Annotated in this window: 29 protein-coding genes, 1 pseudogene and 1 riboswitch; of the genes and pseudogenes, 2 read left to right on the top strand and 28 right to left on the bottom strand. The window is 64.9% G+C overall.

Going from position 1 to position 25,896, the window contains the following annotated elements:
* Positions 1-2: 2 nt before the first annotated feature.
* Together ABLV49_RS09730 and ABLV49_RS09725 are read right to left on the bottom strand one after the other, a co-directional pair.
* Entirely contained in the window at positions 3-1,166 is a 1,164-nt protein-coding gene (locus ABLV49_RS09730; protein WP_349281381.1) for an acyl-CoA dehydrogenase family protein, read from the bottom strand.
* A gap of 26 nt (positions 1,167-1,192) precedes the next feature.
* On the bottom strand, positions 1,193-2,095 hold the full coding sequence (locus ABLV49_RS09725) for an FAS1-like dehydratase domain-containing protein (RefSeq protein WP_349281380.1): 903 nt from the start codon (positions 2,093-2,095) through the stop codon (positions 1,193-1,195).
* Between the two features lie 121 nt (positions 2,096-2,216).
* Here ABLV49_RS09725 and ABLV49_RS09720 point away from each other — a divergent pair, with 121 nt between their 5' ends.
* Both ABLV49_RS09720 and ABLV49_RS09715 read left to right on the top strand, forming a co-directional pair.
* Positions 2,217-3,125, top strand: a complete 909-nt coding sequence (locus ABLV49_RS09720; RefSeq protein ID WP_349281379.1) for a LysR family transcriptional regulator — start codon at positions 2,217-2,219, stop codon at positions 3,123-3,125.
* A 58-nt stretch (positions 3,126-3,183) separates the two neighbouring features.
* Positions 3,184-3,621 carry a hypothetical protein gene (locus ABLV49_RS09715; RefSeq protein ID WP_349281378.1) on the top strand — a complete coding sequence of 146 codons (438 nt, stop codon included), beginning with the start codon at positions 3,184-3,186 and terminating at the stop codon, positions 3,619-3,621.
* A gap of 16 nt (positions 3,622-3,637) precedes the next feature.
* On the opposite strand, the gene ABLV49_RS09710 is transcribed toward ABLV49_RS09715, so the two are convergent.
* The 26 genes and pseudogenes from ABLV49_RS09710 to ABLV49_RS09585 form a co-directional block, all read right to left on the bottom strand.
* On the bottom strand, positions 3,638-5,095 hold the full coding sequence (locus ABLV49_RS09710; protein WP_349281377.1) for a cobyric acid synthase: 1,458 nt from the start codon (positions 5,093-5,095) through the stop codon (positions 3,638-3,640).
* 10 nt (positions 5,096-5,105) lie between these two features.
* The gene (locus tag ABLV49_RS09705) at positions 5,106-5,291 is read right to left on the bottom strand and encodes a hypothetical protein (protein ID WP_349281376.1); all 186 of its coding nucleotides are present in this window, start codon (positions 5,289-5,291) and stop codon (positions 5,106-5,108) included.
* Positions 5,291-5,815: a zeta toxin family protein gene (locus tag ABLV49_RS09700; protein WP_349281375.1), complete on the bottom strand. Its 525-nt coding sequence runs from the start codon at positions 5,813-5,815 to the stop codon at positions 5,291-5,293. Before ABLV49_RS09700 ends, ABLV49_RS09705 begins: the two co-directional genes overlap by 1 nt.
* Positions 5,816-6,021: 206 nt before the next feature.
* Positions 6,022-7,038, bottom strand: a complete 1,017-nt coding sequence (locus ABLV49_RS09695; RefSeq protein ID WP_349281374.1) for an aminotransferase class I/II-fold pyridoxal phosphate-dependent enzyme — start codon at positions 7,036-7,038, stop codon at positions 6,022-6,024.
* Positions 7,038-8,021, bottom strand: coding sequence for an adenosylcobinamide-phosphate synthase CbiB (gene cbiB, locus ABLV49_RS09690; RefSeq protein ID WP_349281674.1), 984 nt, complete (start codon positions 8,019-8,021; stop codon positions 7,038-7,040). The genes ABLV49_RS09695 and cbiB overlap by 1 nt, the downstream gene beginning before the upstream one ends.
* Before the next feature lie 7 nt (positions 8,022-8,028).
* Positions 8,029-8,775: a 5,6-dimethylbenzimidazole synthase gene (bluB, locus tag ABLV49_RS09685; RefSeq protein WP_415838011.1), complete on the bottom strand. Its 747-nt coding sequence runs from the start codon at positions 8,773-8,775 to the stop codon at positions 8,029-8,031.
* Positions 8,738-9,319 carry a cob(I)yrinic acid a,c-diamide adenosyltransferase gene (gene cobO / locus ABLV49_RS09680; RefSeq protein WP_349281372.1) on the bottom strand — a complete coding sequence of 194 codons (582 nt, stop codon included), beginning with the start codon at positions 9,317-9,319 and terminating at the stop codon, positions 8,738-8,740. Before cobO ends, bluB begins: the two co-directional genes overlap by 38 nt.
* A gap of 6 nt (positions 9,320-9,325) precedes the next feature.
* On the bottom strand, positions 9,326-10,096 hold the full coding sequence (cobA, locus tag ABLV49_RS09675; protein WP_349281371.1) for a uroporphyrinogen-III C-methyltransferase: 771 nt from the start codon (positions 10,094-10,096) through the stop codon (positions 9,326-9,328).
* Positions 10,086-10,436, bottom strand: coding sequence for a (2Fe-2S) ferredoxin domain-containing protein (locus tag ABLV49_RS09670; RefSeq protein WP_349281370.1), 351 nt, complete (start codon positions 10,434-10,436; stop codon positions 10,086-10,088). Before ABLV49_RS09670 ends, cobA begins: the two co-directional genes overlap by 11 nt.
* On the bottom strand, positions 10,433-11,428 hold the full coding sequence (gene cobJ / locus ABLV49_RS09665; protein ID WP_349281369.1) for a precorrin-3B C(17)-methyltransferase: 996 nt from the start codon (positions 11,426-11,428) through the stop codon (positions 10,433-10,435). The genes ABLV49_RS09670 and cobJ overlap by 4 nt, the downstream gene beginning before the upstream one ends.
* The gene (locus ABLV49_RS09660; protein WP_349281368.1) at positions 11,425-12,252 is read right to left on the bottom strand and encodes a CbtA family protein; all 828 of its coding nucleotides are present in this window, start codon (positions 12,250-12,252) and stop codon (positions 11,425-11,427) included. Before ABLV49_RS09660 ends, cobJ begins: the two co-directional genes overlap by 4 nt.
* Before the next feature lie 14 nt (positions 12,253-12,266).
* Positions 12,267-12,455, bottom strand: coding sequence for a CbtB domain-containing protein (locus tag ABLV49_RS09655; RefSeq protein ID WP_349281367.1), 189 nt, complete (start codon positions 12,453-12,455; stop codon positions 12,267-12,269).
* Between the two features lie 37 nt (positions 12,456-12,492).
* Entirely contained in the window at positions 12,493-12,927 is a 435-nt protein-coding gene (locus ABLV49_RS09650) for a cobalamin biosynthesis protein (protein WP_349281366.1), read from the bottom strand.
* The gene (locus ABLV49_RS09645) at positions 12,924-13,685 is read right to left on the bottom strand and encodes a cobalamin biosynthesis central domain-containing protein (protein ID WP_349281365.1); all 762 of its coding nucleotides are present in this window, start codon (positions 13,683-13,685) and stop codon (positions 12,924-12,926) included. Before ABLV49_RS09645 ends, ABLV49_RS09650 begins: the two co-directional genes overlap by 4 nt.
* A pseudogene (gene cobI, locus ABLV49_RS09640) lies at positions 13,682-14,499 on the bottom strand (precorrin-2 C(20)-methyltransferase). The gene ABLV49_RS09645 and the pseudogene cobI overlap by 4 nt, the downstream one beginning before the upstream one ends.
* On the bottom strand, positions 14,492-15,838 hold the full coding sequence (gene cbiE, locus ABLV49_RS09635) for a precorrin-6y C5,15-methyltransferase (decarboxylating) subunit CbiE (protein WP_349281364.1): 1,347 nt from the start codon (positions 15,836-15,838) through the stop codon (positions 14,492-14,494). Before cbiE ends, cobI begins: the two are co-directional and overlap by 8 nt.
* Entirely contained in the window at positions 15,835-16,932 is a 1,098-nt protein-coding gene (locus tag ABLV49_RS09630; RefSeq protein WP_349281363.1) for a cobalt-precorrin-5B (C(1))-methyltransferase, read from the bottom strand. The genes cbiE and ABLV49_RS09630 overlap by 4 nt, the downstream gene beginning before the upstream one ends.
* Entirely contained in the window at positions 16,929-17,615 is a 687-nt protein-coding gene (locus tag ABLV49_RS09625; RefSeq protein ID WP_349281362.1) for a precorrin-8X methylmutase, read from the bottom strand. The genes ABLV49_RS09630 and ABLV49_RS09625 overlap by 4 nt, the downstream gene beginning before the upstream one ends.
* The gene (locus ABLV49_RS09620; RefSeq protein WP_349281361.1) at positions 17,612-18,595 is read right to left on the bottom strand and encodes a sirohydrochlorin chelatase; all 984 of its coding nucleotides are present in this window, start codon (positions 18,593-18,595) and stop codon (positions 17,612-17,614) included. The genes ABLV49_RS09625 and ABLV49_RS09620 overlap by 4 nt, the downstream gene beginning before the upstream one ends.
* Positions 18,592-19,422, bottom strand: a complete 831-nt coding sequence (gene cobM / locus ABLV49_RS09615; RefSeq protein ID WP_349281360.1) for a precorrin-4 C(11)-methyltransferase — start codon at positions 19,420-19,422, stop codon at positions 18,592-18,594. The genes ABLV49_RS09620 and cobM overlap by 4 nt, the downstream gene beginning before the upstream one ends.
* A 194-nt stretch (positions 19,423-19,616) precedes the next feature.
* A riboswitch (cobalamin riboswitch) is annotated at positions 19,617-19,853 on the bottom strand.
* 151 nt (positions 19,854-20,004) lie between these two features.
* Entirely contained in the window at positions 20,005-20,970 is a 966-nt protein-coding gene (locus ABLV49_RS09610) for an AEC family transporter (protein ID WP_349281359.1), read from the bottom strand.
* A 31-nt stretch (positions 20,971-21,001) separates the two neighbouring features.
* Positions 21,002-21,901 (bottom strand): NAD(P)-dependent oxidoreductase, encoded by a 900-nt coding sequence (locus ABLV49_RS09605; protein ID WP_349281358.1) that lies wholly within the window; start codon positions 21,899-21,901, stop codon positions 21,002-21,004.
* Positions 21,902-22,211: 310 nt separating this feature from the next.
* Positions 22,212-23,342: a branched-chain amino acid ABC transporter substrate-binding protein gene (locus tag ABLV49_RS09600; RefSeq protein WP_349281357.1), complete on the bottom strand. Its 1,131-nt coding sequence runs from the start codon at positions 23,340-23,342 to the stop codon at positions 22,212-22,214.
* Between the two features lie 176 nt (positions 23,343-23,518).
* Positions 23,519-23,866 carry a hypothetical protein gene (locus ABLV49_RS09595; protein WP_349281356.1) on the bottom strand — a complete coding sequence of 116 codons (348 nt, stop codon included), beginning with the start codon at positions 23,864-23,866 and terminating at the stop codon, positions 23,519-23,521.
* A complete protein-coding gene (locus ABLV49_RS09590; RefSeq protein ID WP_349281355.1) occupies positions 23,863-24,303 on the bottom strand; it encodes a DNA polymerase III subunit chi in 441 nt (146 codons plus the stop codon). Before ABLV49_RS09590 ends, ABLV49_RS09595 begins: the two co-directional genes overlap by 4 nt.
* The gene (locus tag ABLV49_RS09585; protein ID WP_349281354.1) at positions 24,300-25,832 is read right to left on the bottom strand and encodes a leucyl aminopeptidase; all 1,533 of its coding nucleotides are present in this window, start codon (positions 25,830-25,832) and stop codon (positions 24,300-24,302) included. Before ABLV49_RS09585 ends, ABLV49_RS09590 begins: the two co-directional genes overlap by 4 nt.
* Positions 25,833-25,896 lie beyond the last annotated feature (64 nt).

Genomic DNA, 25,896 nt, shown 5'->3' with positions numbered 1-25,896 from the left:
TTTCAGAATGAGCGCGGCAGGCCCAGCTCATGCTCGGCTACGTAGCTCAGGATCAGATTGGTCGAAATCGGCGCGACCTGGTACAGGCGCGTCTCGCGGAACTTGCGCTCCACGTCGTATTCATTGGCAAAGCCGAAGCCGCCGTGGAACTGGATGCAGGCATTGGCCGCTTCCCAACTGGCCTTGGCCGCCAGGTACTTGGCCATGTTGGCCTGGGCGCCGCAGGGCTGGCGCGCATCGAACAGCTCGCAAGCCTGGTAGCGCATCAGGTTGGCGGCCTCGATCTCGATGTAGGCCTCGGCAATCGGGAACTGCACGCCCTGGTTCTGGCCGATGGGCCGGCCGAAGACCACGCGCTCGCTGACGTACTTGGTCACGCGGTCGATGAACCAGTAGCCGTCGCCGATGCACTCGGCGGCGATCAAGGTGCGCTCGGCGTTCAGCCCGTCCAGGATGTACTTGAAGCCCTGGCCTTCCTGGCCGATCAGGTTCTCCTCGGGGATTTCGAGGTTCTCGAAGAACAGCTCGTTGGTCTCGTGGTTGACCATGTTGGGAATCGGCCGCACCGTCATGCCGGACTTTTCGGCCTGGCGCAGATCGACCATGAAGATCGACATGCCTTCGCTCTTTTTCTTCACCTCGGCCAGCGGCGTGGTGCGCGCCAGCAGGATCATCCAGTCCGAATGCTGCACGCGCGAGATCCAGACCTTCTGGCCGTTGATGACGTAGCGGCCGTCCTTTTTCACGGCGGTGGTCTTGATCTTGGTGGTGTCGGTGCCGGTGCTGGGCTCGGTCACGCCCATCGACTGCAGGCGCCACTCGCCCGTGGCTATTTTTGGCAGGTACAGCTCTTTTTGCGCCTCGGAGCCATGGCGCAGCAGCGTTCCCATGTTGTACATCTGGCCGTGACAGGCGCCCGAATTGCCGCCGCTGCGGTTGATCTCCTCCATGACCACCGAGGCCTCGGTCAGGCCCAGGCCGGAGCCGCCGTACTCGTGCGGGATCATGGCGGCCAGCCAGCCGGCCTGGGTCAGCGCATCGACAAAGGCTTCCGGGTAGCCCCGGGCCTCGTCGATCTTGCGGTGGTATTCATCGGGAAACTCGGCGCACAGCGCGCGCACCGCATCGCGGATGTCCTGGTAGGGGTCGGTCTTGGTTTTGATCATGGGGATTTCCGTAGGGGATGTTTGAGTCAGGCCAGCTCGGCCGTGGCCTGCATGGTGAGCCAGCCTTCATGGTCCTCGGCCCAGAGCTTGACGGTTTTGCCGTCGGCCGAAGGCTGGCCGTTGAGCCGGAACGGATGCAAATCGAACGTCGGCCGCACCGCCTTGAAGTTGAAACTTTTGATGAAGGCGCCGGGCGACTGGCGGCGCACCAGATCGACCAGCAGCGTGGCAATCAGCGGGCCGTGAACGATCAGGCCCGGATAGCCCTCCACCTCGGTGACGTACTTGCGGTCGTAGTGGATGCGGTGGCCATTGAAGGTCAGCGCGGAGTAGCGAAACAGCAGTACGTCGTCAGGCGTGATGCTGCGCTGCCAGGCCGCGCCTTGTTCCGCGGCCACGGGCGGCGGCACCGGGTCGCCCGGCTGGGCGGCGGCGCGGTACACGATGTCGTGTTCCTCAGTCAGCGCCAGGCCGCTGGCATTGTGGACTTCGTGCTTGACCAGCACAAACAGCAGGTCGCCGGTGCGTCCGGCCTTGTGCGTGACGGACTCGATGCGTGAGATGCGCTGGACGGCATCGCCGACCACGAGGGGATTCGCCTGCAGCCATTGCAGCCGGCCGCCGGCCCACATGCGGCGCGGCAGCGGCACGGGCGGCAGGAAACCACCGCGCCGGGCATGGCCGTCGGGTCCGATCTCGCTTTGGCGATGCTGCGGCAAAAAATACAGCCAGTGCCACAGCGGCGGCAGCGCCGTGCCTAGCCTGGGGGCCGGATCATCGCGGTCCAGCGTGGCGGACAGACCGCGCACCGGCGCGGCGGTGATGTCGTCCACCAGGGTTTCCGACTTGCCCGACCAGCCCTGCAGATGGGCCAGGGTGGCGGCGTCGAGGGTCCGGGGCTCTATTTCGGTTTTGTTTGCAGTCATCATGGTCGGGGTTCAGCTTGGATGGGCGAATGATCACGCTTTGCAGCGCTCTAAACAATCACTCATTTCAAGACCAAGGCTTCTGAATTTCCGAAGGCTGGTGCAAACGCGCTACCATTGCCGCATGCATTTCGACCTGACCGACCTGCGCCTTTTCGTCGTCACCGCCGAAGAAGGCAACCTGACCCGCGCTGCCGCCCGGCAGCATTTGTCGCTGGCGGCGGCCAGCGCCCGCATCAAGGCACTGGAAACGCAAGCCGGGCTGTCCCTGCTCTACCGCGAAGCGCGCGGAATGCGCTTGAGCCCGCCCGGCGAAGCCTTTTTGCACCACGCGCGCGGCGTGCTGCGGCAGACCGAGCAGCTGCGCATGGACCTGCAGGAGTACGGCGGCGGCCTGCGCGGTCATGTCCGGGTGTTTGCCAACACCACGGCGGTGACGGACTTTCTGCCCGAAATCCTGCCGGGATTTCTGCTGGACAACCCGCGCGTGAACATCGACCTTCAGGAAAAACCGAATGCCGAGATTGCGCGCGGCGTGCTCGACGGGCGCGCCGACATCGGCATCGTGGCCGGCCAGGTGGACACGCTGGGCCTGCGGGCGATTCACTTCAGCACCGACCGGCTGGTGCTGGTGAGTTCACGCCAGCACCGTTTCGCCGAACGCCAGCGCATCTCCTTTGCCGAAACGCTGGACGAGGATGCCGTGGCCATGCAGCAAGGCAGCACCCTGCAGACTTTTCTGATGCAGGTGACCGAAAAGCTGGGCAAGCCGCTCAAGCTGCGCATCCAGCTCAGCAGCTTTGACGCCATGTGCCGCATGATCGGCGCCGGCGTGGGGGTCGGCATCGTTCCCGAGAGCGCGGCGCGGCGCAACCAGGACAGCATGCAACTCGCGCTCATCGAGTTGCTGGAGCCGTGGAGCGTGCGCGAGCGCTACATCCTGGTTCGGGAGCATGAAGCCCTTCCGGCCTATGCGCAGTCGCTGATTGATGCGATTTGCGCGCATTACAAAAACCCCCAGGCGCTTGAGTAGTCCACCGGACAGCCTCAAAAACCTCAACACCCTCAACACCCTCAACAGGAGCTAAACCTTGCGTCAATTTTTCTTTTTCTTCACGCTGCTGTGCAGTGTTGCATCGCTCCAGGCGGCGGGTCCGTCGGCAGGCGCACCTTCAGCCCCGGTCCAGCATCCTGTCGTGGGAAGCTGGACCTGGACGCTGCCGGGCAAGGCCTGCACTGAAAACCTGCACTACCAGGGCAACGGCACACGGCGAGGCAGCAGCGGCGAGGAAGTCACGCAAAGCCGTTACGAAGTCTCGCCCATGCCCAGCCTGCTCGGCTTTTACCGGCTGACGGAAACCGTCACCGAAGGCAATGGCAAAAAAGACTGCTCCGGCGACCTGCATGAGGCGCCTGGTGAGCCGGTCACGCGCTTCATCCAGTTCAGCCCGAAAAAGGACCAGTTGATTGTCTGCCGGGAAGAATCGCTGAAGGCCTGCTTTGGCCCGTTGAAACGCGCGCCCCAGTAGGGCTGCGCGGCGCGGCTCACTCGATCAGCGACTGCAGCACGCCCGGCTCGAAATGCTGGCCGATGTAGTCCGCCAGCCCGTCAAACACCGATTCCAGCGTCGGCGTGGCCGCGCCAAACAGGGCCTGCAGCACGCGCGGGTCTTCAAACATTCCGTGCAGGTACAGGCCCAGCACATTGCCGGCCGCGTTTTGCCAGGCCAGGCCGTCGGGCATGACCGGGCAAGCCACATCGCCCGCCGCCGCCATGGCCGAATGCTGCGCGGTCTGGCCGTGGTGGATTTCGTAGCCCTGCACATCAACACCTGACAAGCCGGCCCACGGCCCGCCCACGCTGGCAAACGCAGCCTGCCGGTGCTGCACGGTCTTGATTTCGTCAAACACGGTGACCACCGGCAGCAGTCCCAGGCCGGGGCCGTTGCCGTCGATGCCGTGCGGGTCAATCAGCGCTTCGCCCAGCATCTGCAGGCCGCCGCAAATGCCCAGCACCGCGCCGCCCCGGCCGGCGTGCGCGGCAATCGCCTGGTCCAGCCCCTGCGCGCGCAGCCAGGCCAGGTCGGCGCTGGTGGCCTTGGAGCCGGGCAGGATGATCCAGTCGGCCAGCCCCAGGCCAGCCAGCTCGGCCGGGCTGCGCACCCATTTCAGGCGCACGCCGGGAACATTCTTCAGCGGCTGGAATTCGTCGAGGTTGCTGATGCGCGGATAGGCGATGACGGCGACGGTCTTGGTCACCGCGCCGGCAGCCGTGCTGCGGTCGTCAAAAACGCCGTCTTCCTCGGGCAGGCCGTGCTGCCACCACATCGGCAGCGTGGCGACTGTCGGCACGCCGGTCAGCTCCTGCAGCATCTGCGGCCCGGGCGCCAGCAGGCTGGCGTCGCCCCGGAACTTGTTGAGCACGAAGCCCCGGATCAAGGTTTGCTCGGCCTTGTCCAGCATCGCCCAGGTGCCGTAGAGGTGGGCAAACGCGCCGCCCCGGTCGATGTCGGTGACCAGCAGGCAGGCCGCGTTCGCATGCAGCGCAACGCGCATGTTGACGATGTCGCAGGACTTGAGGTTGATCTCGGCGGGCGAGCCGGCGCCTTCGATCACCACCACGTCGTTCTCGGCCAGCAGCTCGTCAAGCGCCTGCGCCACCACCGGCCAGACCGACAGGCTGCGCCCGCGCCATTCCATGCGCGAGAGTTCGGCGTTGACCTGGCCCATCAGCACGACCTGGCTCTGGGTGTCTTTCTCGGGCTTGAGCAGCAGCGGGTTCATGCGAACATCAGGCACCGCACGGGCGGCGAGCGCCTGGAAATACTGCGCGCTGCCGATCTCGCCGCCGGCCACCACGCGGGCGTTGTTGCTCATGTTCTGCGACTTGTAGGGCGCGACTCTCAAGCCCTGGCGGGCGTAGTAACGGCACAGCGCGGTGGTCAGCCAGCTCTTGCCGGCGTTGCTGGTGGTGCCCAGCACCATGACGGCTTTGGCGGTCACAGGGTCAAGCTCATGGGGTTTCTTTCGATTTCATAAGGGGAGGCAAAGGAGTTTCAGCCGGAGGCTGAACCACGACCAGCTTGGTGCCGGTTTGCTCGGCGATGACACGCGCACGCTCAGCAGCACGCACCAGTGCGGCGGTGACTTGCTTTCGGCTGGCAAAAATTTGCGTGGGGTTTGAAGAGTTCGAGGTCATCACAAATTTCCTTCGCTAATCAAGACAGGAGTTGGGCCGCTGTTGTCGTACACATCCCAGACATCGACCAAAGCACAGTAGCGGGCCAAATTGGCCTGGCCCGAGGTGAAGCAGCGGCGTATCACCGTTTCAGGAATGTTATGCCCGCCCTGGCGAACGCGCTGCGCCACGCGCTCAATGGCCACTTCGGCGTTTGGCAAGGTCAAAAAATGCAGGGCAACGGCGTAGCCCGCTGCCCGCCACTGAGGAATCTGGCGCGCATAGCCCAGACCGGACAAGGTGGTTTCCAGCGCAAAACTGCGGCCATGCGCAACGTGATTCGCAATTTGCGTCAGCATCAGGCGCCCGGCTTGCAGCGCTGCTGTTTCGGGGGCAAAAGGCGAGAGGCCAGCAGCGATTAAATCGGCATTGACGAACTGCAAGCAAGCCTCGTCAGTCGGCAAGAACTCGCGGGCAAAGGTGGTTTTTCCTGCGCCGTTGGGGCCAGCGATGATGATGATTTTCTTGGCGTTTTCAAGGCTCATGCCAAAGCGCCTTCACGCGCCAGACAGGCCACTTGCGCTGGCTTGAATTGAGTGAGCTTGCAGGAAGTGTCTTTGAGAAATTCGGCAAGATTCATGATTACTTTATTTTGATACTGGCTTGTTTTTTTCTGACCTGGCTTCGCGGCGCAGGTAGTCTGGAGTTTGAAATGAAGTCATCTATCTTGATCGCTTAAAAAATGGATAGCTCAAGTTTGCCATGCAACCCGCAGCGCATCCTGCGCCAGCGGCGGCTGCACGCTGATCCGCACATGGCCGGGCAAGCCGAACGAGGCGGTATCGCGCAGCTTGATGCCGTGGCTGCGCAGTTGGTCCAGCGCTTGCTGCAGGCTCAAGCCTTCTGGCAAGGCGGGACGCGCACAGAAAAAATTCGCATCGCTGGCCAGGCAAAACCAGCCCATAGATTCACACAGGGCGATTTGCCGCGCTTTCCAGTCGCGCAGCGTGTTCAGGCTGTCGGCCAGCCAGGCTTGCACGCCGGGCTCGGTCCAGGCCTGCAACAGCGCCACGCCATGCGCACCGACCGGCCAGGACGCGCTGAGCTGGTCGAGTTGAAAGACTTGCGCCTGCGCACCCACGGGCGCAATGGCGTAGGCGGCGCGCACGCCGGTCAGGCCCAGCGCCTTGTTGGGGGTCCAGAGCTGCCAGACGGTTTGCAACTGCGCTTTGCCCAGTGACGGCGAACCGCTGAGCCGCAGGGGTTCGTAGGCGCGGTCGAGCACGAGCATGGCTTTGGCCGCGCATGCATCGGCCATTGCACCCAGCCCCGCATGGGCGGCGCCTAGCGGGCTGGACGGCTCGCAGGCCCAGAGCAGTTGCGCTTGTCCGGGTTCGCTAGCCAGCGTCAGCCGGTGCGCGCGGGCGGCTTGCGCATAGTCGCCGTAGCTGTGCGGTGGCAGCCCTACCGCGCTACCCTCGCCTGCTGTTTGCGCCGCCAGCGCGGTGATGCGAAAAATGAACTCGCTGGCGCTGCCGGCCAGCACCACGCGCGCCGCGTCCACGCCATGGAAATCGGCCAGCTGACCGCGCAGGGCGGTATAGCTGGCGTCGGGGTACTGGCTGGCATCGGCCTGCCGGACGGCTTGCAGCGCCGCTGGGCATGGCGCGCAGGCGTTGCTGTTGGTGGAAAAGTCATGCAGCGCCGCGCCGTGGCGGTCAGGTCCGCCGTGGATGCGCGTGCCTTGCGGCGGAAAAGCATTCTCCATCACATCACCAATGCTACTAAAACAATAGCTATCAGCGCATACGGGACAAGCGCAAACACCACTTTTGATGCATATTTTTGCGCCAGCGGCACGTCGCCGGCCCGTGGCGCGCGCCCGGTGGCGTTCAGCGTGTAAACACCGGGCTTGCCCAGGCTGACGCCGAGCGCCATCGCCATCGCCGCCATCGGCCAGCCGCTGTTGGGCGAGGGAGTCCGGGCCGCTTCACGCCGCAATGCGCCGAACTGGACTTGCCGCGTCACGCTCATCAGCAGCCCGGCCGTCAGCCGCGCGGGCAGCCACGACAGCGCATCGTCGGCGCGCGCCGCCCATTTGCCGGCCCATTCCCAATGCTGGCCCCGGTAGCTTCCCCGGTAGCCCCACATCGCATCGGCGGTGTTGGCGAAGCGGTACACCGCCGCGCCCGGCAGGCCCAGCAGCACGAACCAGAAGATCGGCGCGACCACCGAGTCGTTGAGGTTTTCAGCGAGGGTTTCGATGACGCTTTCGCGCACCTGGCTTTCGCTCAGGCTGGCTGTCTCGCGGCTGACCAGCCAGGACAGGCGCTCGCGCCCGGCGGGCAGCGACTGCCGCAGCGCCGCCTCGACCGCGCCCACTTCGTCAACCAGCATGCGCCAGGACAGCATGGACTTGAGCAGCCAGGCCATCAGCGCGATCAGCACGGTAGCGGCCAGCCCGTTTTCAATGCCGGGCCGTGCCATGAAACGGGCAAGCTGCCAGAAGCTCAAGGCCTGCAGCGCCCAGGCCAGCGCGCCAACCGCCGTAGCGCCCGCCATCCAGGCCAGCGCGCCCAGCACAAAGGCCGGCGCCGGCGGGCAGCGCACGGTGACACGGCCGCAGGCCTTGAGGTAATGCCCGATCCAGACCACGGGATGAATCGCCACGGGCGGCTCGCCCCAGCGGCGGTCAATCCACAGGGCCAGCAGCAACACCACGGGCATGGTGAATGCCAGAGCCAGCGACATCCCCACGTCAGAAATCCGAAGCCGGATCAGGCGCCACGGCGGGCTGGCCCCAATGGTCTTCAAACACCATGTCGGCCAGCGCGGCGCGGCGCGCCCATTTTTCGGCCTGCAGCATGGGCTGGTCGTAAAAGGCGTGGACCGGCCCCAGGCACAGGATGGCAATCGGCTTGCTTCCCTCGGGCATGTTCAGCAGCTCGCCCAGCTTGACCGGGCAAAAAATCGACACCCAGCCCATGCCCAGCCCCTCCGCACGGGCGGCCAGCCAGAGGTTTTGAATCGCGCAGGCGGCAGACGCCACATCCATCTCGGGCAGCGTGCGGCGGCCAAACACATGGGCTTCGCGCCCCGGCGGCAGGGCCACGACCAGCACCTCGGCGGCATCGAGCACGCCCTGCACTTTCAGTTTCATAAACTCGCTGTCACGCCCGGCTTCGCGCTCGCCCAGGGCCTGCGCGGTCAGCACCCGTTCCTGCTCGACCAGCGCATGCACGCCTTCACGCAAGGGCCGGCTGCGGATTCGGATGAAGCGCCACGGCTGCATGAAGCCGACGCTGGGCGCATGGTGGGCGGCCGACAGCAGGCGCTGCAGCAGGTCGTCGGCGACCGTGCCGCCGCTGAAGTGGCGCATGTCGCGGCGCTCATGGATGGCGCGGTACACCGCCTCGCGCTCGGGCAGGCTGAAGGCGTGGCTTGCGTCGGAAGGCGTGTTCACGCCCTCAGTCTTCGATGCCGCGCTGGGCCGGAATGCCCGCATTGAACGCATGCTTGACCTTGGTCATCTCGGTCACGGTGTCGGCCAACTCGATGATCTCGGGCGGGCAGCGGCGGCCGGTGATGACGACATGCACATCCTTCGGGCGGCTCTTGAGCGTCAGCAGCACGTCACCCAGCGGCAGCCAGCCGTAGATCAGCGGGTAGGTCAGCTCGTCGAGCACGACCATGAAGTTCTCGCCGCTCAAAATCTCGGCCTTGGCCTTTTCCCAGCCATTGCGGGCGAGTTGAGCGGAGTGTTCGAGATCCTGGCTTTTCCAGCTGAAGCCGTCGCCCAGCCCTTCAATCGCAATGCCCAGCTGCTCGAACATGCGGTGCTCGCCAAAGCGGGCGCTGGGCACCTTCATGAACTGGAAAATCTTCACGGCCTTGCCATGCACATGGTGGCGGCCGTGGGCGCGCAGGGCCAGGCCAAAGGCGGCGGTGCTTTTGCCCTTGCCGTCGCCGGTGTTGACGATCACGATGCCCCGGCGTTCGCCCTCGGGCTTGTCGTAGGGCTTGTCGGTGGGGGGAGTTTCAATGTTCATGGGAAATTAGAACTTATCGAGGAAGGGTTTGAAATCAGGGCTGAGCCGCACCGTCTCGCCGATGATCAGCAAGCCGGGCTGGGGGCCATAGCCCGGAGCGCATGCCACCAGAGCGCTCAGTCCGGTGGCGATGACGGTCTGTGTCGTGCGAGCGCCGTCGTACACGATGGCGGCCGGGGTGTCGGGCGCCAGTCCGTGGGCGATCAGCTGATGGGCAATCTGCGCCAGGCGCTGCACGCCCATGTAAAAAACCCGGGTCTGGCCGGGACGGGCCAAAGCCTGCCAGTCGTGCGTGGCCTCGTCGTCGGCCAGATGGCCGGGCAGGAACACGCAACTGCCCGCCAGGTCGCGGTGGGTCAGGGGAATGCCCGCTGCCGCCGAGCAGCCGCTGGCCGCCGTCACCCCCGGCACCACCTCGAAGGCAATGGCCGCCGCCTGCAGGGCCTGCACCTCCTCGCCCCCGCGCCCAAACACATACGGGTCGCCGCCCTTGAGCCGAACCACGCGCCGCCCCAGGCGCGCATGTTCAACCAGCAAGGCATGGATGCCGTCCTGCGGCACCGAATGATCGCCCAGCGCCTTGCCGACGTACACGCGCAGGGCGGCCTGCGGGATCAGCGCCAGCACCTCGGACGTGATGAGGCGGTCATGCACCACCACCTCGGCGCGCCCAAGCCGGTCCAGAGCGCGCAGCGTCATCAAATCGGCCGGACCCGGCCCGGCGCCGACGATGGAAACAAAGCCGCCACCACCGCCCGGCCCGGCTTCAAGCGTCATGGCCGCCATCCGGTCCCTGGTGAAACACCAGATCAGCCACGGGCTGGCCGCCGACCAGATGCTGCACGATGATGCGGTCCATGTTGGCGCTGGTCACGTTGTAGTACCAGGTGCCGTCGGGCTGCACGCACATCACCGGCCCGCCCTTGCAGGCGGCAAAGCAGCTGACGCGGCTGCGCTTGACGCGCATCTCGCCGTCGTGCAGGCCAGCCGCCTTGAACTTGTCGCCCAGGCTGTCGAACAAGTCCTGCGAGGTGCCGTCCTGCGTGCAGCGCGGTCCGATGCAGACCAGCAGGTGGCGCTTGTAGCTGCCAATTTTGGGCTTGACCACCTCGTTCATGCTTCGGACTCCTCGGCGCTGACGGCTTCCTGTTTGACGGCTTCGTCTTCAACCGGCGCGGCCAGCACCGCCTCGATGTAATCGGCCGGCAGCTGGTGGCGCTGCGCCAGCGCGGCCACCGTTTCGCCTTCGCCGTGGTCGATGCGCAGGTTTCCCATCCAGCCGATCAGGCCGGTGGACAGCGAACGGCCGGGCCGCTCGCCTTCGCGCGTGCTGTTGTCGCCGTCGAGTTCGTACTTGTTGGCGTAGCCGCGCGGCGTGACCATCAGGCCATGGCGCACAAAGGTGTGGCTGTTGCCGATCAGGACCGTCGTCAGCATGCCGATGTCGCACTCGCTCATCTTGTCCAGCGTGGTGAACTCGATGCGCTCGCGCCGCCGATAGGCCGACTTGACCACCGCCACCGGCGTGTCGGGCCGGCGATGGCGCAGGAACAGCTGCTGCGCCTGCACGATCTGCTGGGTGCGCCGGCCGCTCTTGGGGTTGTACAGCGCCACCACGAAGTCGGCGGCGGCCACGGCGTCCAGGCGGCGCGCAATCACCGGCCAGGGCGTGAGCAGGTCGGACAGCGAGATCGAGCAAAAATCGTGCGTCAGCGGCGCGCCGACCAGCGCCGCGCAGGCGTTGATGGCCGAGGCGCCAGGAACGACCTCGACCGCTACGTCGGACTCGGGCGTCCAGCCGGCCTGGAACAGCACCTCGTAGGTCGGCCCGGCCATGCCGTACACGCCGGCATCGCCGCTGGAGATCAGCGCAACCTTCTTGCCTTCGCGGGCACTGGCCAGCGCATGCACGGCGCGGTCGAGTTCTTCGGTCATGCCCTTGCGGATGACTTCCTTGCCTTCGAGCAAGTCGGCCACCAGCTTGATGTAGGTGACATAGCCGACCACCACATCAGCCTCGGCAATCGCCGCGCGCGCGCGGTGCGTCATGTGCTCGTGGCTGCCGGGGCCAATGCCGACCAGCATGATTTTGCCTTGCGGGCCGCTCATGGATTCACCGCCCTTGCGGCTGATGCGTGCGGCCTGGAGCCGTCAAAAGTTGCCACCAGCACCGGGCGCAGCCAGCGCTGGAACGCCGCACTGCACACGAAGCCCATGGACGCCCAGAACGACAGCGACACCCAGGTGGTCGCCCAGATGAACTGCGCGCCGAGTTCGCGCAACTGCGCCTGCGCCGGACCGCTGAAACCGGCCAGCGGGTCGGCGGTAATGTGCGGCGCGCCGACGACAAAAGGCAAGGCCAGCCACGCCGTGGCAGCGGCCCAGCGCAAGGGACTGCGCAAACCCGCCAGCGAGGCGCAGGCCAGGGCCGCGCTGCCTGCGGCCAGCACCCACCAGCCCTGGCGCGAGCCCAGCCGGGCGGCATCCATGCCCGGAATCTCGGGATGCAGGCCCAGCGAAGGCCAGAAATGAAAGCTGAGCCAGCCAGCGGCGGCCACCAGCAAGCCCAGCGGCAAGGAAGGGGCGGCCGCGCCGCGCCACAGGCAGACGCCCATGACGGCAAACACCAGCAGCGCCATGCTGAAGGCATGCAGGACATTGGCCGTCCAGGTCCAGAAAATCCGCTCGGTGCCATCAGCCGGCGCCCATTCCTCGGCCGCGCCGTGTTCATGTTCATGCTCTGGCGCCACACCTTCGGCGTGGGCATGCGGCATCACGGCTACTGGCGCTGCCGGTGCTTCGACCTTCTGCCCTTCGTACACCTCGGCGGCCAGAATAATCGGCACCGCCTGCCACTGCTGCACCCCGGACTGGACACTGCCCACCAGCAAGGCGGCGGCCAGCGCCGCCCAGATCAGTCGTTGAAAAATCATGCAGGGCTCCCGGTTCAATGGCAGGGTTTGACGGTGACGTGGCGCACGTCATGCGCGGCGTTGTGCGCCAGCGGGCTTTCGGCAAAGGCCACGCCGTACAGCACGACCAGGCCCAGGGCGGCGCCAGCGGCGAGTTGCAGCAGCAGGCTGCGGGTTGCGCTGACGGGGTAAACGGTGGAAGAAGAGACGGAAGATGCGTTCATGGGTTGCTCCATTTCGGGGTTAAGAAACTAAAAAAACTTACAGCGGGAAAGCGTGGCAGCGGGCTAATGAAACCGTGGCATTGCGCCCATCGGCGCCCCGGTACTTGTGCTTTTCGACCAGCAGCGCCGTGGCGCCAGACACCGGCCCCGCCGCCGAGGCCGCCAGCAGGGCGGCGGCCTCGCTGACCGACGGGCTGCCGGTGTACTTGCGCACCGTCTCTGACGGGTTGGGCACGGGCACGGCGGCCAGCTGCGCCGGGGTGTAGAAGGTCATGCGCCAGCCATGCAGCGCGGCCAGCGCCAGCAGGCCCGGCTCGTCGGCCTTGAGGTCGATGCTGGCAGCCGCCGCCACGTCGGCCAGCCCGGCGCCGGCCAGCGCCAGCGCTTCGCCAAGGGCCTGCTGCAGCGTGGCCAGCGGCGTGCCCCGGTCGCAGCCCAGGCCGACGGCGATTTTCATGGTCGCAGCGCTCATGCGGCTTGCGGCGGGCGGTACACCACCAGACGCTCGTTCAGCTGCTGCCAGCGCTCGGCCGTCACCTCGGCATGGGTGATCCACAGCACGGCCTTGAAGTGGTTCAGGTCCACATCGTCAAAGCGCTCGAACTTGTGGATGGTCGCCGGCAGCGGCGTCGGCCGGGTCCACCAGTCGGGGCTGCCGGCTTCCTGCACGACGGCCACCGGCTCGCCGTTGACGACATGGGCCGAGACGCGGGTGATGTTGAGCTTGGGCGCTTCGACCTTCCAGCCCAGTTCGCGGCCCAGGATATCGACCGGAATGGTCTTGCCGACGTCGGACGCGGTGGTCAGCACGGCGGTGGCGCCGAGCAGCGCGGCCACCTGCTCGGCCATGGCATTGGCGCCGCCGACATGGCCCGACAGCACCGGAATCACGAACTGCCCGGCGTCATCGACCACCAGCACGCCGGGGTCTTCGTCCTTGCTTTTCAGGTGCGGCGCGATCAGGCGCACCACCGCGCCCAGCGAAACGAAGAAAACGACCTGGTCAAACCCGGTGAACAGCGTGGCGATTTCGTCGCGGAAAGCGCCGCTGTAGGCACGCACCGGGTTGGGCAAGCCGGCCATGAGTGGCGCAAATTTTTCAGCCACGCAGACGCTGGCCTGCGGCAACTGGCGCGCCAGTCCGGCGGTTTGCTGCGCGCCGTGCCTGGTGATGGCGACCAGGACGACGCGCACGGCGGCGCTGGTATCTGGCAAGGTGTTCATGGTCATCCTAAGGTTTCCTCTTCGATTTCAGTGCTTGTTTTCTTGCGGCAGCCGCGCAGCATGTCGCCGCGCACGCGCCCCGGGTTCTTGACCAGCAGCAGCGACAGGTAGTTGACCTTGGTGCCCTTGAGTTCGGCCACGTTGTGAACAATTCGCTCGACCGGCGAGCCGGCTTTTTCAATGAAGCGGCTGTGCGGCAGCAAGCCCCGGCGCTCCAGCAGGTCGATCAAGTCGTCCAGCAGCGGCTTGACCTTCATGAGCACCAGCGTGTCGAAGTCGTCCAGCATTTTTTCGACCGCCGCGATGCCGTAGGCGGCGGGCACGATGGCGATGGTGTCGTCCTGCTCCGACAGCGGCATCTGCAGCCGGGCGCAGGCCGCGTTGAACGAGGTCACGCCGGGAACGATGTCGATGCGGGCATCCGCATCGAGTTCGCGCAGCACGCGGGCCAGGTAGCAAAAGCTGGCGTAGGTGGAGGCATCGCCTTCGACCAGGAACAGCACGTCCTGGCCGGTCGCCAGCAGCGCCTTCACGGTTTCGGCGGCCTTGAGCCAGTGGCGAGCGAGTTTTTCCACATCGTGGGTCATCGGGAACAGCAGCGGCTGGTGCCGGGCCGGCAGCGCCAGCCCGGCCGCAGCGCGATGTCGAGCCCGTAGCTTTCCTTGCGCAGGCTGCGCACCGGGTAGGTCCACACGGCATGGGGACGCTCCAGCAAGGCCCAGGCGCGGCGCGTGATCAGGCCCGGATCGCCTGGACCCAGGGAGACGCCGAACAGGCGGCCCGGCGCGGGCGCTGAAGAAACCACATGAAGTTCAGTCATCGCTTTTTTCCATCTTGTTCGCTTTGACGGGCGTGGGCACGGCGACTTTTTGCGCGCACACCAGCCACACCGGGTTCTCGGCCGCCATGCGGTTCATGTGCAAAATCGGCTTGCTGCGCGAGGCCTGCAGCTGCAGCACGTCCCAGGCAACGCCCAGCGACTTGAGCGTCTCGACGGCCGTTCCCAGGTTTTCGAGCGTCACGAAGTTCATCACCAGCCAGCCTTCGGGCTTCATGCGCTGCAATATCAGGCGGATCAACTCGGCCAGTTCGCCGCCCGAGCCGCCGATGAACACGGCATCCGGGTCGGGCCAGTGCTGCAGGCCTTCGGGCGCCTTGCCATGCACCAGCGTGTGGTTGCTGATGCCCATCGCCCGGCGGTTGGCCCGCACGATGGCGCTGTCATCGACATTTTTTTCAATCGCGTACACATGGCCCTGGCTGCACAGCCGCGCGGCTTCCAGGCCCACGGAACCCGAGCCGGCACCAATGTCCCAGACCACGCTGTTAGCGCGCAGTTGCATGCGGGCCAGCGACACCACGCGCACTTCGTTCTTGGTGATCAGGCCTTTTTCCGGGTAGCGCTGCTGGTAGCTGGCATCGGGCAGGCCCAGCAGCACCGGCTGCGTGCGCGCACGGATGCGCCACAGCAGCACCACGTTCGGGTCGGCAAACGGCATCTGCGCGGCGGCGGTGATGCTCATGCCGCTGACGATGCGTTCCTCGGGCTGGCACAGGCGTTCGGCGACAGCCATCTCGAAATCATCGGCCAGGCCCTCAGCCACCAGCATGCGGGCAATGCGGTCTGGCGTGTTGGCGGGGCTGGTGAGAATGGCCAGGCGGTCGTTCTGGCGAATATCGCGCAGCAGCGCGTACAGGCCGTGGCCGGGCTCGGCACCCTCCACCCAGTCACCAGCATCCTTGCTGTGAACCGATGAAAACTTCATGTCCTGCCACGGCAGACTGAGCCGGGCGCAGGCCAGTTGCAGCGTCGAGACATTGGGGATGACCTCAATCGCCTCGATGCACAGGCGCGAAGCCAGGTAAGCGGCGATGCCGTGGCACAAGGGATCGCCCGTGGCCAGCACCACCACGCACTGGTTTTCCGCCTGAGCCGCGCGAATCCACTCGGGGACTTGCGACAGCGCGCCGGTCAGGTCGCGCTGCCGGGCCGCCGGGTCGATGTGCACGCCAAACAGCTGCAGCGCGCGCGCGCCGCCAATCACCAGTTGCGCCTGCTGCAAATGCGCCAGCGCGGCGCGGCTCAAGCTGGCAACGCCGTCGTCCAGCACGCCGATGATCCGGCATTTTTCAATCAGGTTTATCGTTTCGGAATTCAAGGGGCCTCCGCTATCTTGCGACCGTCAAAGTCGCAGACCAGCACTTTCAAATCAAATTTATCGGGGTAACGCGCTTGCAGGGTCTGAATCACGCGCTGCGCCAATGCCTTGTGAAAGGCCGCGCCCAGGCCCAGCGCATCCATGCGCTCGCCGGCATAGCGCGCGGTTTCGTTGCCGCGAATCGCATCGCACACGTCTTGCGCGGCTCCCAGGCCGGCGGCAATGTCGGCCAGCAGGCCGGTATCGACCTCGGCACGGCCGGCGTGGGTGATGGTTTCGCCCTGCGCTATTTTTGTCAGCTTGCCGACCATGCCGCCAATCACCACCTGCTTCAAACCGGCCTTGACGGCGGCGCTCATGGCGTAGCGCAAGAAGTCGCCCATCTGCACAAAAGCCGGTTCAGGCAGATGCGGCATTTCGGCCATCACGAATTTCTCGGTGCGCCCGCCGGTGGTCAGCACCACCACGCCGTGGCCCAGCGTGCCCGCCACCTGCACGCCCTGCACCACGCTGGCCCGGTAGGCGGCCGTCGAGTACGGCTTGACGATGCCAGTGGTGCCCAGAATGGAAATGCCGCCCAGGATGCCAAGCCGCGCATTCAGCGTTTTCTTGGCCATCTCCACGCCTTGCGGCACCGAAATGCAGACCTCGAAGCCGGCTTCGTCCAGCAGTTCGCCGGCGGCGGCCTGCACATTGGCCGTGATGTTGCGGCGCGGCACCGGGTTGATGGCCGGCCCGCCCACCGCCAGCCCCAGGCCGGGCATGGTCACCGTGCCCACGCCGAAGCCGCCCGTCAGCAGCACCTGGCCGGGCAGGTCGCGGCGCAGCGTCACGTCGGCCGTCAGGTGCGCCTTGTCGGTGCAGTCGGGGTCGTCGCCCGCGTCCTTGATGACCATGGCATGCGCGGTGTCGCCGTTGACCGCGCCGTCCAGTACCGAAAACGTCACTAGGTCGCCATTGGGCAGCAGGCATTCGATGCGGTCCGGCACTTGGCCGGTGAGCAGCCCCAGCGTGGCCGCGCGCGCAGCCGCCGCCGAACACGCGCCGGTGGTGAAGCCGGTGCGCGTGCCGCGTGGCGCATTTTTGTCCATCATGCGGGGTTTTTCTGCGCCAGCTCTTGCGCCTCGGCTAGTCCCAGCAGGGCATGAATGGCGGCCACCACCAGCGTGGAGCCGCCCTTGCGGCCGCGAATCACCACCCAGGGCACGGCACTTTCCAGCGCCATCAGATCCTTGGACTCAGCCGCCGAGACAAAGCCGACCGGCATGCCGACGACCAGCGCGGGGCGCGCGCCCTCCTCATGGATCAGCCGCACCAACTCGATCAGCGCAGTGGGCGCATTGCCGATGCCGACGATGGCCCCGTCAATCAAGCCCAGGCGGTGCGCCTTGCGCATGGCCTGCACGGCGCGGGTCGTGCCTTCGGCCTTGGCAGCTTCAATCACATCGGCATCCGAGATGAACTGGTGCGTGGCCATGCCGAAGTGCCCCAGGCGAGGCGCCGACAGGCCGACGCAGATCATCTCCACGTCGGCGACCACGCGGGTGCCGCGCGACAGGATGGCGGCCACGCCAGCGTCCACCGCGCGCGGGTGAAAGTCGGTCAGGCCGTTGAAGTCGAAGTCGGCATTGGCGTGGATCATGCGGCGCACGATGGGCCACTGGCTGGCGGTGTAGGCGTGCGAGGCCACTTCGCGGTCAATCACGGCGAAGGAGTCGTGCTCGATGGCGCGGCCGGCGGCGGTGAGCTGCTCGGTGACGGTGTTGGCGGTATTCATGGGTGGGCGTGCTCGTGGCGATGGTCGTGCGGATGCGCGTGGTCATGCGCATGTCCATCCTCATGCGGATGAATCTGAACGATGGCCTGGGCATGCGGATGCGGATGTTCGTGATCGTGGTTGTGGTCGTGCGCAATGGCATCGTCATGGTGGTGTCCGCCCAGGCCATGTTCAACGCCGAACTCGCGGTACTTGCAGCCGTCACACGGCATGCGGAACTCCGGCGCGCCGCGCTTCAGGTCATTCACCCGCTCTTCCAGCAACTCAAAAATCTCGCGTTCAAAGCCAAAGTACGCCGTCGAAGTAAAGCGGATGGCCGGGTACTGGGTTTTCAGGTTTTCAACCTGCCGGGCGATGCGCTCGACCAGCGTGCCGTTGAACAGGTAGTAAGGCAGCACCACCACCTGCGTCATGCCCAGCAGGCTTTGCCGCTGCACGGCTTTTTCAAGGCGCGGCCAGGTGATGCCGGTGAACGCCAGATCGACCAGCTCGTGGTCGGTTTCCTCCATCAGCCAGCGCGCCATCTTGGCCATCTCGCCATTGGCCTGCCGGTCCGACGAGCCGCGCCCCAGCATCACCACGCCCGTGGTCGTCGGGTCAGGCATGTCCAGCGCCTGCATCGCGCCCTTCAGGCGGCGCTTGACGATGGACAGAATCGGGTCGCAGGCTGCAAGGTGCGGCGCGTACAAGAACTGCACCTGCGCAAACTTCAGCCGCGCGCCGTCAATGGCCTGCGGAATGTCCATCTTGACGTGGCCGGCGGCATTCAGGATCAGCGGCACCACCAGCACGCGCTGCGCGCCTGTCGCGGCGCGGCGCAGGCCTTCGCTCATGGTGATCTCGGAGAATTCGATGAAGCACACCTCGATGCGCCAGCCCGGCTGGCGCTGGCGCCACTGTTCGGCAAAGTCCAGTATTTCGTCGTTGCCCGATTTTTCGCGCGAGCCGTGGCCCACCAGAAGAATGGTGTCTGCAGTCATGTTGTCTCCGGGAGGTCTTTGGGTAGGTCGGTAATCAGGCTCGGCTTGGTGCTGGCGCGCCGGAATTTGTGGGTAAAACTGGCGTCGTACAGCTTGGACTTGGCCAGCGTTTCCCAGTGCCGCGCACCCAGCGTCGGGCTGGCGATGATCATGGACTGGCTGACGATTTTTGCCTCGCGGCACAGGCCCTGAATGGTGGCCACCGTGCCCCGGATGATTTTTTCCTCGCCCGGCCAGCTGGCCTTGTGGACCACCACCACCGGCGCATCCGGCGACCAGCCGGCCGCCGTCAGCGCCGCCGTGACCCGGCCCATCAGCGTGATGCTCAAAAAGATGCACAGGGTGCTGTGGTGCGCCGCCAGCACCTCCAGCGACTCGCCCTCGGGCATCGGGGTGCGCCCTTCCATGCGGGTAAAAATCACGGTTTGCGTGACTTCGGGCAGCGTCAGGCTTTCCACCGCCGCCGCCGCCGAGGCCATGGCGGACGAAACGCCCGGCACCACCGCAATCGGCACGCCCGCCGCGTCCAGCGGCTGCACCAGCTCGATCAGCGCGCCATACAGACCGGGGTCGCCGGTCTGCAGGCGCACCACGGTCTGGCAGCGCCCGGCCTGCGCGATCAGCCAGGCTGACATCTGCTCCAGCGTCATGTCCTTGCTGTCCGCGATCACGCAGCCCGCCGGCGCCCAGCGCGTGGCCGCCTCGCTGACCAGCGAGCCGGCGAACAAAATGGCGCCGGCGCGCTCGATCAGCGCCCTGCCCTTCACGGTGATGAGTTCCGGGTCGCCTGGCCCTGCGCCCACAAACCAGACAGTGCCGCCGCTCATGACCACGACGCTGAAAAGCGTTGCCTCAACATATCGTCTCCTCCACGCCCATCGCGCGATAGATTAAATGGGTGTGATGCAGCGAAGGGGAGAAAAGGAGAGAGAAGGCGAAGCCGCAAAGCAGCGAGTGCCGGGGCAAAAAATTCCCGAAAACGCTGTGGACTGTCGCCTGCTGACCCTTGCCCATCGCAAGATCACGCGCAAGAAATCAGGCCGGTCTCCGGGCTCACGAGTGAAGAAGCAAAAAGCTTGTTCTGCCAGACCCCCTTCCCATGCGTTGGCACAGTGGTGATGGATCTGGCTTTGACTCGTTTACCGTTGCGAGGGCAGCGTCGGAATAGCGTGGATTGGTGAATAAACCCGTGCGCACCGACTTCCCGTTTAAGCCTGCAAACCGAAGTCCGCAGGCCACCTGAATTACCGTTTCAGTTTAGCACCCTGAAAATCACTTTCACACAACCGCTGTTTGAATCCATCGGTTGCTCCTGATTAAATAGCTGCTGATGCAGGTGGGGTATGCGCAAAAGGCATTTATTGCCACTATTTTTGGCATTTGGCGTTTGGAGCGCTCTCAAAGCCGCCTCAGGCGCCCCAGCCCGGCAGTGACCGAAACGCCCACAGCAAGAGGCTGATCGACCCGAATGACGCCACGGTGGCGCCCAGCAGGGACGCAGCCGCCAGGCCATCGCGGCCATACTTTTGCGCCAGGATCGTGTAGATGCCCAGCATGGGGCAAGCCGCCGTCAGCAGCAGTCCCATGCGCATCTGCGGCTCCATGGGAATCAAGCCCCCTGCCTCTGAAAGCAGCAGCACGGCCAGCATGACCAGCGGGTGCAGCAGCAGCTTGCCCACGGCGATCTGCGCCACCTGGCGCCGCATGCCCTGGATCTTCAGCCCCACCAGCGCCCCGCCAATCACGAACAGCGACAGCGCGCCGCTGGCCTGGGAAAACAGCGTGACCGTGCGCCCGACCGGAGACGGCAGTTTCCAGCCCATCACCGACACCATGAGCCCGGCCAGCAGCCCCAGCACCATCGGGTTGCGCAGCAAATTCACCAGCGACTGGCGCAGCACCAGATGCCAGGCGCCACTGCGCCCCCGGCCACTTTCAGCCAGCCCCAGCAGCAGCGGGATCAAAATAAGATTCTCGACCATCATGTTCAGGCCCAGCACCACGCCGGCCACCGGGCCGAGGGTCAGCAAGGCAATCGGATAGCCGACGAAGCCGCTGTTGGAGCAGGACATGCCCATGGCGTAGTAGGCGCTGGTGGTGCCGTCCTGCCCGGCCACGCGGCGCGCCCACAGCCAGCCCAGGCCCAGCGTCACCAGCGAGCCGGCCGCATAGAGGAACAGGTAGCGGCCATTGAGAATCTCGCCAATCGGGCGCTGCGCCAGCGCGTTGAACAGCAGCGCAGGCAGCGCCAGGTTGATCACGAACTTGCCCATCACGCGCATGTCGGCCGGACTGAACAAACCCCGCCGCGTGGTGATAAAACCCAGGACGATGGTGAAATAGATGGGGCCGGTGATGGCCAGGATATCGAGCATCAGCCGCAGTCAGCCATCATCACGGTCACGGTCACGGCTTGCGCGCGGCCAGCAGGCGGTCGGCATAGTCCTGCCAGCGGGCGCCCTTGTCAATCCCGGCAAAGACGCCGGCCTTGGCCTGGTCGGCCACCCACTGGTGCTTGGTGGCGATGGCGGCGGCCATCAAGGGCTCGAACCCGGCTTCGCGCACCGTGTTGGCTGACTCGCGCATTTCCTCGGCCCGGCGCTGGCCGTGCTGCACCACCCGGCTGAAGAAGTAGGCGCCCTGCCCGCTCCAGTCGATGCTCGGAAAGGTTTCCTGCAGCGTCGGCAGCACCTGGTCTTCCACGCCGTAGGCGCGGGCCGTGGCGTAGCTCTCGATCACCAGCGCTTCCAGCCCCTTGATCATGATGCTGCGGCACATCTTGATGGCGCTGGCCACGCCGAGCCGCTCACTCACGGCCCTGGCATCCATGCCCCAGCCGGCCAGCAGCGGCGCCAGTTCGGCGGCCCGGGCGCCGCCCAGCAGCATCGGCACCCGGATGCCATAAGGCGGCACCGAGGTCATCACGCCAGCTTCGACATAATGCGCGCCGGCCGCGTCAATCAGGGCGGCGCATTGCTGCTTGGTGCCGGGAGAGGCGGAATTGAGGTCCAGGAAAATGGCGCCGGGACGGATGAATCGCGCGGCCTCCCGCGCCACGGCCAGGGTGTTGGAGGCGGTCACGGCAGAGATGACCAGGTCGCTCGCCTCGCACAGCGCCTGCAGGCAGGGCTGGGCCGTCACGCCTGCCGCAGCCGCATGGGCCAGCTCAGCCGCCTGCGTGGCTGGATCGGCCAGCTTCAGATCCCAGACGGACATGGCGGCCACGCCGGGCTGGTTCTTCATGCCGGCACTGAAGATTTTTCCGACTTCGCCATAGCCGACAAGGCCGATGTTGTTGATGTTCATGAAAATGACCCGGTAAAAAAGTGAAGGCTGCGAGGCTACTGGCGCGGGATCTTGGCACGCGCAATCACGTCGCCCCAGCGCTTGAATGACGGCCGGCGTGCCCTGCCATTGTGCGCATTTCGCCTGGCTTGCACAGGCCCTGCCAAATCTAGCTGCCAGACTGAAAACGAATAACTGCCCGTGGCCCAGCATCTACCACTCAAAGACAAAACGCCCCGTGCTTTGTGAGCACGGGGCGTTCTGGATGGAGGCTTTTACTTGTCTTTACCCGCCCGTCAACAACTTATCGGGGCAGTCAGGACAGAGCATTTCAGTTCAGCGCCGACTTCTTGCCGTCCTTGTACACATACAGGGTGATGGCAGGGTTTTTCAATTCGCCGTTGGGCTCGAATGCGATGGTGGTGGTCACGCCCTTGTAGTTCGCCTTGATCAGCTCAGGCGTGTAAACCTTTGGATCAGTGGATTTGGCGCGCTTCATGGCGTCAACGAGTACAAATGTTGCGTCATAGGTGTAGGGGCTGTAAATCTGGAACTGGCCAGGGTATTTGGCGTCGTAACGCTTTTTCCAGGCTTCGCCGCCTGGCATCTTGACCAGTGATGCCCCGCCTTCGGCGCAAACCACATTGTTCAGTGTCTTGGCGCCGCCCGCCAGCTTGGCCACTTCAGCGGTGCAGATGCCGTCACCGCCAAAAAACTTGACGTTGCTCATGCCGAGCTGCTCCATCTGACGCAGCATCGGGCCGCCTTGCGCATCCATGCCACCGAAGAAAACCGCATCGGGGCTTTTGGATTTGACGGCTGTCAGGATCGCCATGAAGTCAGTCGCCTTGTCGGTGGTGTACTGCTCATCCACAACCGTCATGCCCTTGGCAATGGCGGTTTTTTTGAACACTTCGGCCACGCCCTGGCCGTAAGCGGAACGGTCGTCGATGATCGCGACTTTTTTCAGTTTCAGTGCGTCAGCGGCATAAAAGGCCAGGCCGGCGCCCAGGGCGTTGTCATTGGCAATGATGCGGAAGGTTGTTTTGTAGCCGGGCTTGGTCAGGTTGGGGTTGGTGGCAGCGCCTGTCACCATGGGGATGCCGCAGTCGTTGTAAACCTTGGAAGCAGGAATGGTGGTGCCGGAGTTCAGATGGCCCACCACACCGGCCACTTTGGAGTCGCACAGTTTTTGTGCAACGGCCGTGCCCTGTTTTGGATCAGCGGCATCGTCTTCAGCCACCAGTTCAAACTTGATTTTTTTGCCGCCGATGACGATGTTTTGAGTGTTCAGCTCTTCAATGGCCATGCGCACGCCATTTTCATTGTCTTTGCCATAGTGGGCCTGCGCACCGGACATCGGTGCCACATGACCAATTTTCACGACAGCATCCTGCGCTGAAGCCAGGCCTGCCACCATCGCAAGGGTTGCCACTACTGTCAATTTCAATTTCATCTGCATAAAAAACACTCCGGTTAGGAAATTACCTGTGAAGGTTGAGAACATTTTTTAACTCAACAGGAAGGAACATAACGCAATTTTTGGGCCTGCACCATAGCAACGTCCCTAGGTGGGCTTTGATCAGAGGGTTTGCCTTGACAAGCATCATTCACCGTGAAAATAAGCCTCAACCGGCGTCAAGGCACATCCTGTTGCCGGCTTTCCGGCCGAGCCGCAAAGGCCGTCGATTCCTGCCCAAACGCCTGGCTCACGGATTCACGCACGACCAGTTCAATCTCCTCCCGAAGACGCGGCAAGAGGCCGTCGACATGCTCCAGGATCAACTGCTCGATGGCCTCGTGCAAATGTTTCTCCAGCACCAGGTCGATGCGCTGCAGCACGCGCCGGACCATCAGCTCCTGCATTTCAGCTGAAGCCGGGTCCACGACCATGACGCCGTCGGATGCAGCTCCGCCAGCAACAACCGGATGGACGATTTCGATCAGCGTGGGCACGTCAGCCGGCGGCCCTGTCAGGCGGCTCATGCCGCGCCTCTGGCCCGGCTGGCCAGGTCATGCTTTTTCAGGGCGTAGCCGCGCGCCACGTAATGTTTCCAGCGGCTTCGTCCGGTCTGGACATCATCGGGGTGCAACGAAACCAGCTCGATGAAACGCTCGAATCCTTCAAACCCCCCAGGCACGTCCTGGCCCAGGTTCACCAAAATTTCACGGCCCGGACAATCGGCCAGCGATGCCGCCAGCACGACGGGCGTGGCGGCCAGCGTGTCGGGCGATGCCGCGCCCGTGCAATGCGGAACGAACTCCGTCGCGGAAAAACTCCACAGCAGCGCATCGAGTTCCGCCAGCACTTCAGGCTCGGCGGTGACCGCCACCGTGGCGCCGCTGAGATAGGCCTTGCGCAGCAAACGGCAGCCGTAAGCCAGTTTGTCGGGCACATTGAAATGAAAGGCGATCTCGGTCATGCCCGGGTTTTGGCGGCAGGCGTGCTTTTTCGGGCGGGCCTGGTTTTTGGGCTTGCCTTGACGGGTTGCGCTGCCTGCACGGCCTGCACCTGGCCAAGCAAAAAGTCGAGCAGCAACGCTACCGGGCGGCCGGTCGCCCCCTTGGCGGCACCGCTTTTCCAGGCCGTTCCGGCGATATCCAGGTGCGCCCATGCAAAGTCGGCGGCAAAGCGCTGCAGGAACTTGGCGGCCGTCACCGCACCGCCCGCGCGTCCGGCCACATTCGCGACATCGGCAAAATTGCTTTTCAGGCCTTCGGCATAGTCGTCGTCCAGCGGCATCCTCCAGCACGGATCGAGCGAGGATTCACCCGCCCTGGCCAGCGATTCGGCCAGTGCTTCGTTATTGGAAAAGAGTCCGCTGCGCACCCCGCCCAGCGCCACCACGCAAGCCCCGGTCAGCGTGGCGATGTCAACCACGGCCCGGGGCTTGAGGCGGGCGGCATAGGTCAAGGCATCGCACAGCACCAGCCGCCCTTCGGCATCGGTGTTGAGGATTTCGATGGTCTGGCCGCTCATGCTGGTGACCACGTCGCCGGGCTTGATGGCGCGGTCGCCGGGCATGTTTTCGCAGGCCGGAATCAGCCCCACCACATTGAGCGCCGGCTGCAACTCGGCCAGCGCCCGGAAAGTGCCGAGCACGCTGGCGGCGCCGCACATGTCGAATTTCATCTCGTCCATTTCGGCCGCCGGCTTGATCGAGATGCCGCCGGTGTCAAAGGTGATTCCCTTGCCGATCAGCACCACCGGCGCTTCTGCCTTGGCAGCGCCCTCATAGCGCAGCACGATGAAACGCAAGGGCTCGGCCGTGCCCTGCGCAACCGCCAGGAAGGCACCCATGCCGAGTTTTTCAATCTCCTTGGGACCCAGCACTTCGGTCTTGATGCGGGGCAGTTTCCCGAGTTCCTTGGCCGCGCCTGCGAGCAGGGTCGGCGTGGCATGGTTGGCCGGCCGGTTGGCCCATTCCTTGGCCAGATCAATCCCCTTGGCCAGGCCGACGGCCTTGTCGAATCCTGCCTGCGCATTGGCAAGGCCGTCCACCGCAACCACCACCTGCTGCAGTTTTGCAGCAGCGGATTTGGACTTGGTCGTGGTGTAGGCGTAAGCCGTCTCGGAGCAGGCCACGATGGCGGCGCGCACGGCCTCGGGCTGCAGGGTAGGGAGCGCATTGAGGCACAGCACGGCGCGCTGGACATTATTGCTGGCCTTCAAGGCGCCCATGGCGGCATTGACGGCGGTACGGACACTTTTTGGGCTGGCGTCGCCTGCCCCGACCAGCAGCACCCGCGTGGCTGCAATGCCAGTCACCCTGTAGGCGTTCAGCAGCTTTCCCGGCTTGACCTCCAGATCGCCCGACTTGATCGCCAGTGCGGCAAGCACTGACAAGGCGTCGTCGCCGGCAGTCAGGCCTTCGGGGATGAGCACAATCAGCGCGTCGGCTTTTTCGCTGCAAATAAGGGTGCGGGTCAGAGTTTTAAGTTCAAAGTCCATAATTCAGGGTTCAGGGTCCGGTAGAGAAACCAACTTACACACATAAAAACAAAGCAACGCAAGG

The organism is Polaromonas hydrogenivorans (assembly GCF_040105105.1).
Lineage (GTDB): Bacteria > Pseudomonadota > Gammaproteobacteria > Burkholderiales > Burkholderiaceae_C > Polaromonas > Polaromonas hydrogenivorans.
Note: the sequence above shows the minus strand (reverse complement) of the source record. Positions and strands in the feature narration are given on the sequence as shown.

What these genes read in the sequence shown, in the direction of transcription:
- ABLV49_RS09730 (WP_349281381.1), bottom strand. Translation starts at nt 1,166, where the DNA reads ATGATCAAAACCAAGACCGACCCCTACCAGGACATCCGCGATGCGGTG.
- ABLV49_RS09725 (WP_349281380.1), bottom strand. Translation starts at nt 2,095, where the DNA reads ATGATGACTGCAAACAAAACCGAAATAGAGCCCCGGACCCTCGACGCC.
- ABLV49_RS09720 (WP_349281379.1), top strand. Translation starts at nt 2,217, where the DNA reads ATGCATTTCGACCTGACCGACCTGCGCCTTTTCGTCGTCACCGCCGAA.
- ABLV49_RS09705 (WP_349281376.1), bottom strand. Translation starts at nt 5,291, where the DNA reads ATGACCTCGAACTCTTCAAACCCCACGCAAATTTTTGCCAGCCGAAAG.
- ABLV49_RS09700 (WP_349281375.1), bottom strand. Translation starts at nt 5,815, where the DNA reads ATGAGCCTTGAAAACGCCAAGAAAATCATCATCATCGCTGGCCCCAAC.
- ABLV49_RS09695 (WP_349281374.1), bottom strand. Translation starts at nt 7,038, where the DNA reads ATGGAGAATGCTTTTCCGCCGCAAGGCACGCGCATCCACGGCGGACCT.
- cbiB (WP_349281674.1), bottom strand. Translation starts at nt 8,021, where the DNA reads ATGTCGCTGGCTCTGGCATTCACCATGCCCGTGGTGTTGCTGCTGGCC.
- bluB (WP_415838011.1), bottom strand. Translation starts at nt 8,775, where the DNA reads ATGCGGGCATTCCGGCCCAGCGCGGCATCGAAGACTGAGGGCGTGAAC.
- cobO (WP_349281372.1), bottom strand. Translation starts at nt 9,319, where the DNA reads ATGAACATTGAAACTCCCCCCACCGACAAGCCCTACGACAAGCCCGAG.
- cobA (WP_349281371.1), bottom strand. Translation starts at nt 10,096, where the DNA reads ATGACGCTTGAAGCCGGGCCGGGCGGTGGTGGCGGCTTTGTTTCCATC.
- ABLV49_RS09670 (WP_349281370.1), bottom strand. Translation starts at nt 10,436, where the DNA reads ATGAACGAGGTGGTCAAGCCCAAAATTGGCAGCTACAAGCGCCACCTG.
- cobJ (WP_349281369.1), bottom strand. Translation starts at nt 11,428, where the DNA reads ATGAGCGGCCCGCAAGGCAAAATCATGCTGGTCGGCATTGGCCCCGGC.
- ABLV49_RS09660 (WP_349281368.1), bottom strand. Translation starts at nt 12,252, where the DNA reads ATGATTTTTCAACGACTGATCTGGGCGGCGCTGGCCGCCGCCTTGCTG.
- ABLV49_RS09655 (WP_349281367.1), bottom strand. Translation starts at nt 12,455, where the DNA reads ATGAACGCATCTTCCGTCTCTTCTTCCACCGTTTACCCCGTCAGCGCA.
- ABLV49_RS09650 (WP_349281366.1), bottom strand. Translation starts at nt 12,927, where the DNA reads ATGAGCGCTGCGACCATGAAAATCGCCGTCGGCCTGGGCTGCGACCGG.
- ABLV49_RS09645 (WP_349281365.1), bottom strand. Translation starts at nt 13,685, where the DNA reads ATGACCATGAACACCTTGCCAGATACCAGCGCCGCCGTGCGCGTCGTC.
- ABLV49_RS09630 (WP_349281363.1), bottom strand. Translation starts at nt 16,932, where the DNA reads ATGATGGACAAAAATGCGCCACGCGGCACGCGCACCGGCTTCACCACC.
- ABLV49_RS09625 (WP_349281362.1), bottom strand. Translation starts at nt 17,615, where the DNA reads ATGAATACCGCCAACACCGTCACCGAGCAGCTCACCGCCGCCGGCCGC.
- ABLV49_RS09620 (WP_349281361.1), bottom strand. Translation starts at nt 18,595, where the DNA reads ATGACTGCAGACACCATTCTTCTGGTGGGCCACGGCTCGCGCGAAAAA.
- cobM (WP_349281360.1), bottom strand. Translation starts at nt 19,422, where the DNA reads ATGAGCGGCGGCACTGTCTGGTTTGTGGGCGCAGGGCCAGGCGACCCG.
- ABLV49_RS09610 (WP_349281359.1), bottom strand. Translation starts at nt 20,970, where the DNA reads ATGCTCGATATCCTGGCCATCACCGGCCCCATCTATTTCACCATCGTC.
- ABLV49_RS09605 (WP_349281358.1), bottom strand. Translation starts at nt 21,901, where the DNA reads ATGAACATCAACAACATCGGCCTTGTCGGCTATGGCGAAGTCGGAAAA.
- ABLV49_RS09600 (WP_349281357.1), bottom strand. Translation starts at nt 23,342, where the DNA reads ATGCAGATGAAATTGAAATTGACAGTAGTGGCAACCCTTGCGATGGTG.
- ABLV49_RS09595 (WP_349281356.1), bottom strand. Translation starts at nt 23,866, where the DNA reads ATGAGCCGCCTGACAGGGCCGCCGGCTGACGTGCCCACGCTGATCGAA.
- ABLV49_RS09590 (WP_349281355.1), bottom strand. Translation starts at nt 24,303, where the DNA reads ATGACCGAGATCGCCTTTCATTTCAATGTGCCCGACAAACTGGCTTAC.
- ABLV49_RS09585 (WP_349281354.1), bottom strand. Translation starts at nt 25,832, where the DNA reads ATGGACTTTGAACTTAAAACTCTGACCCGCACCCTTATTTGCAGCGAA.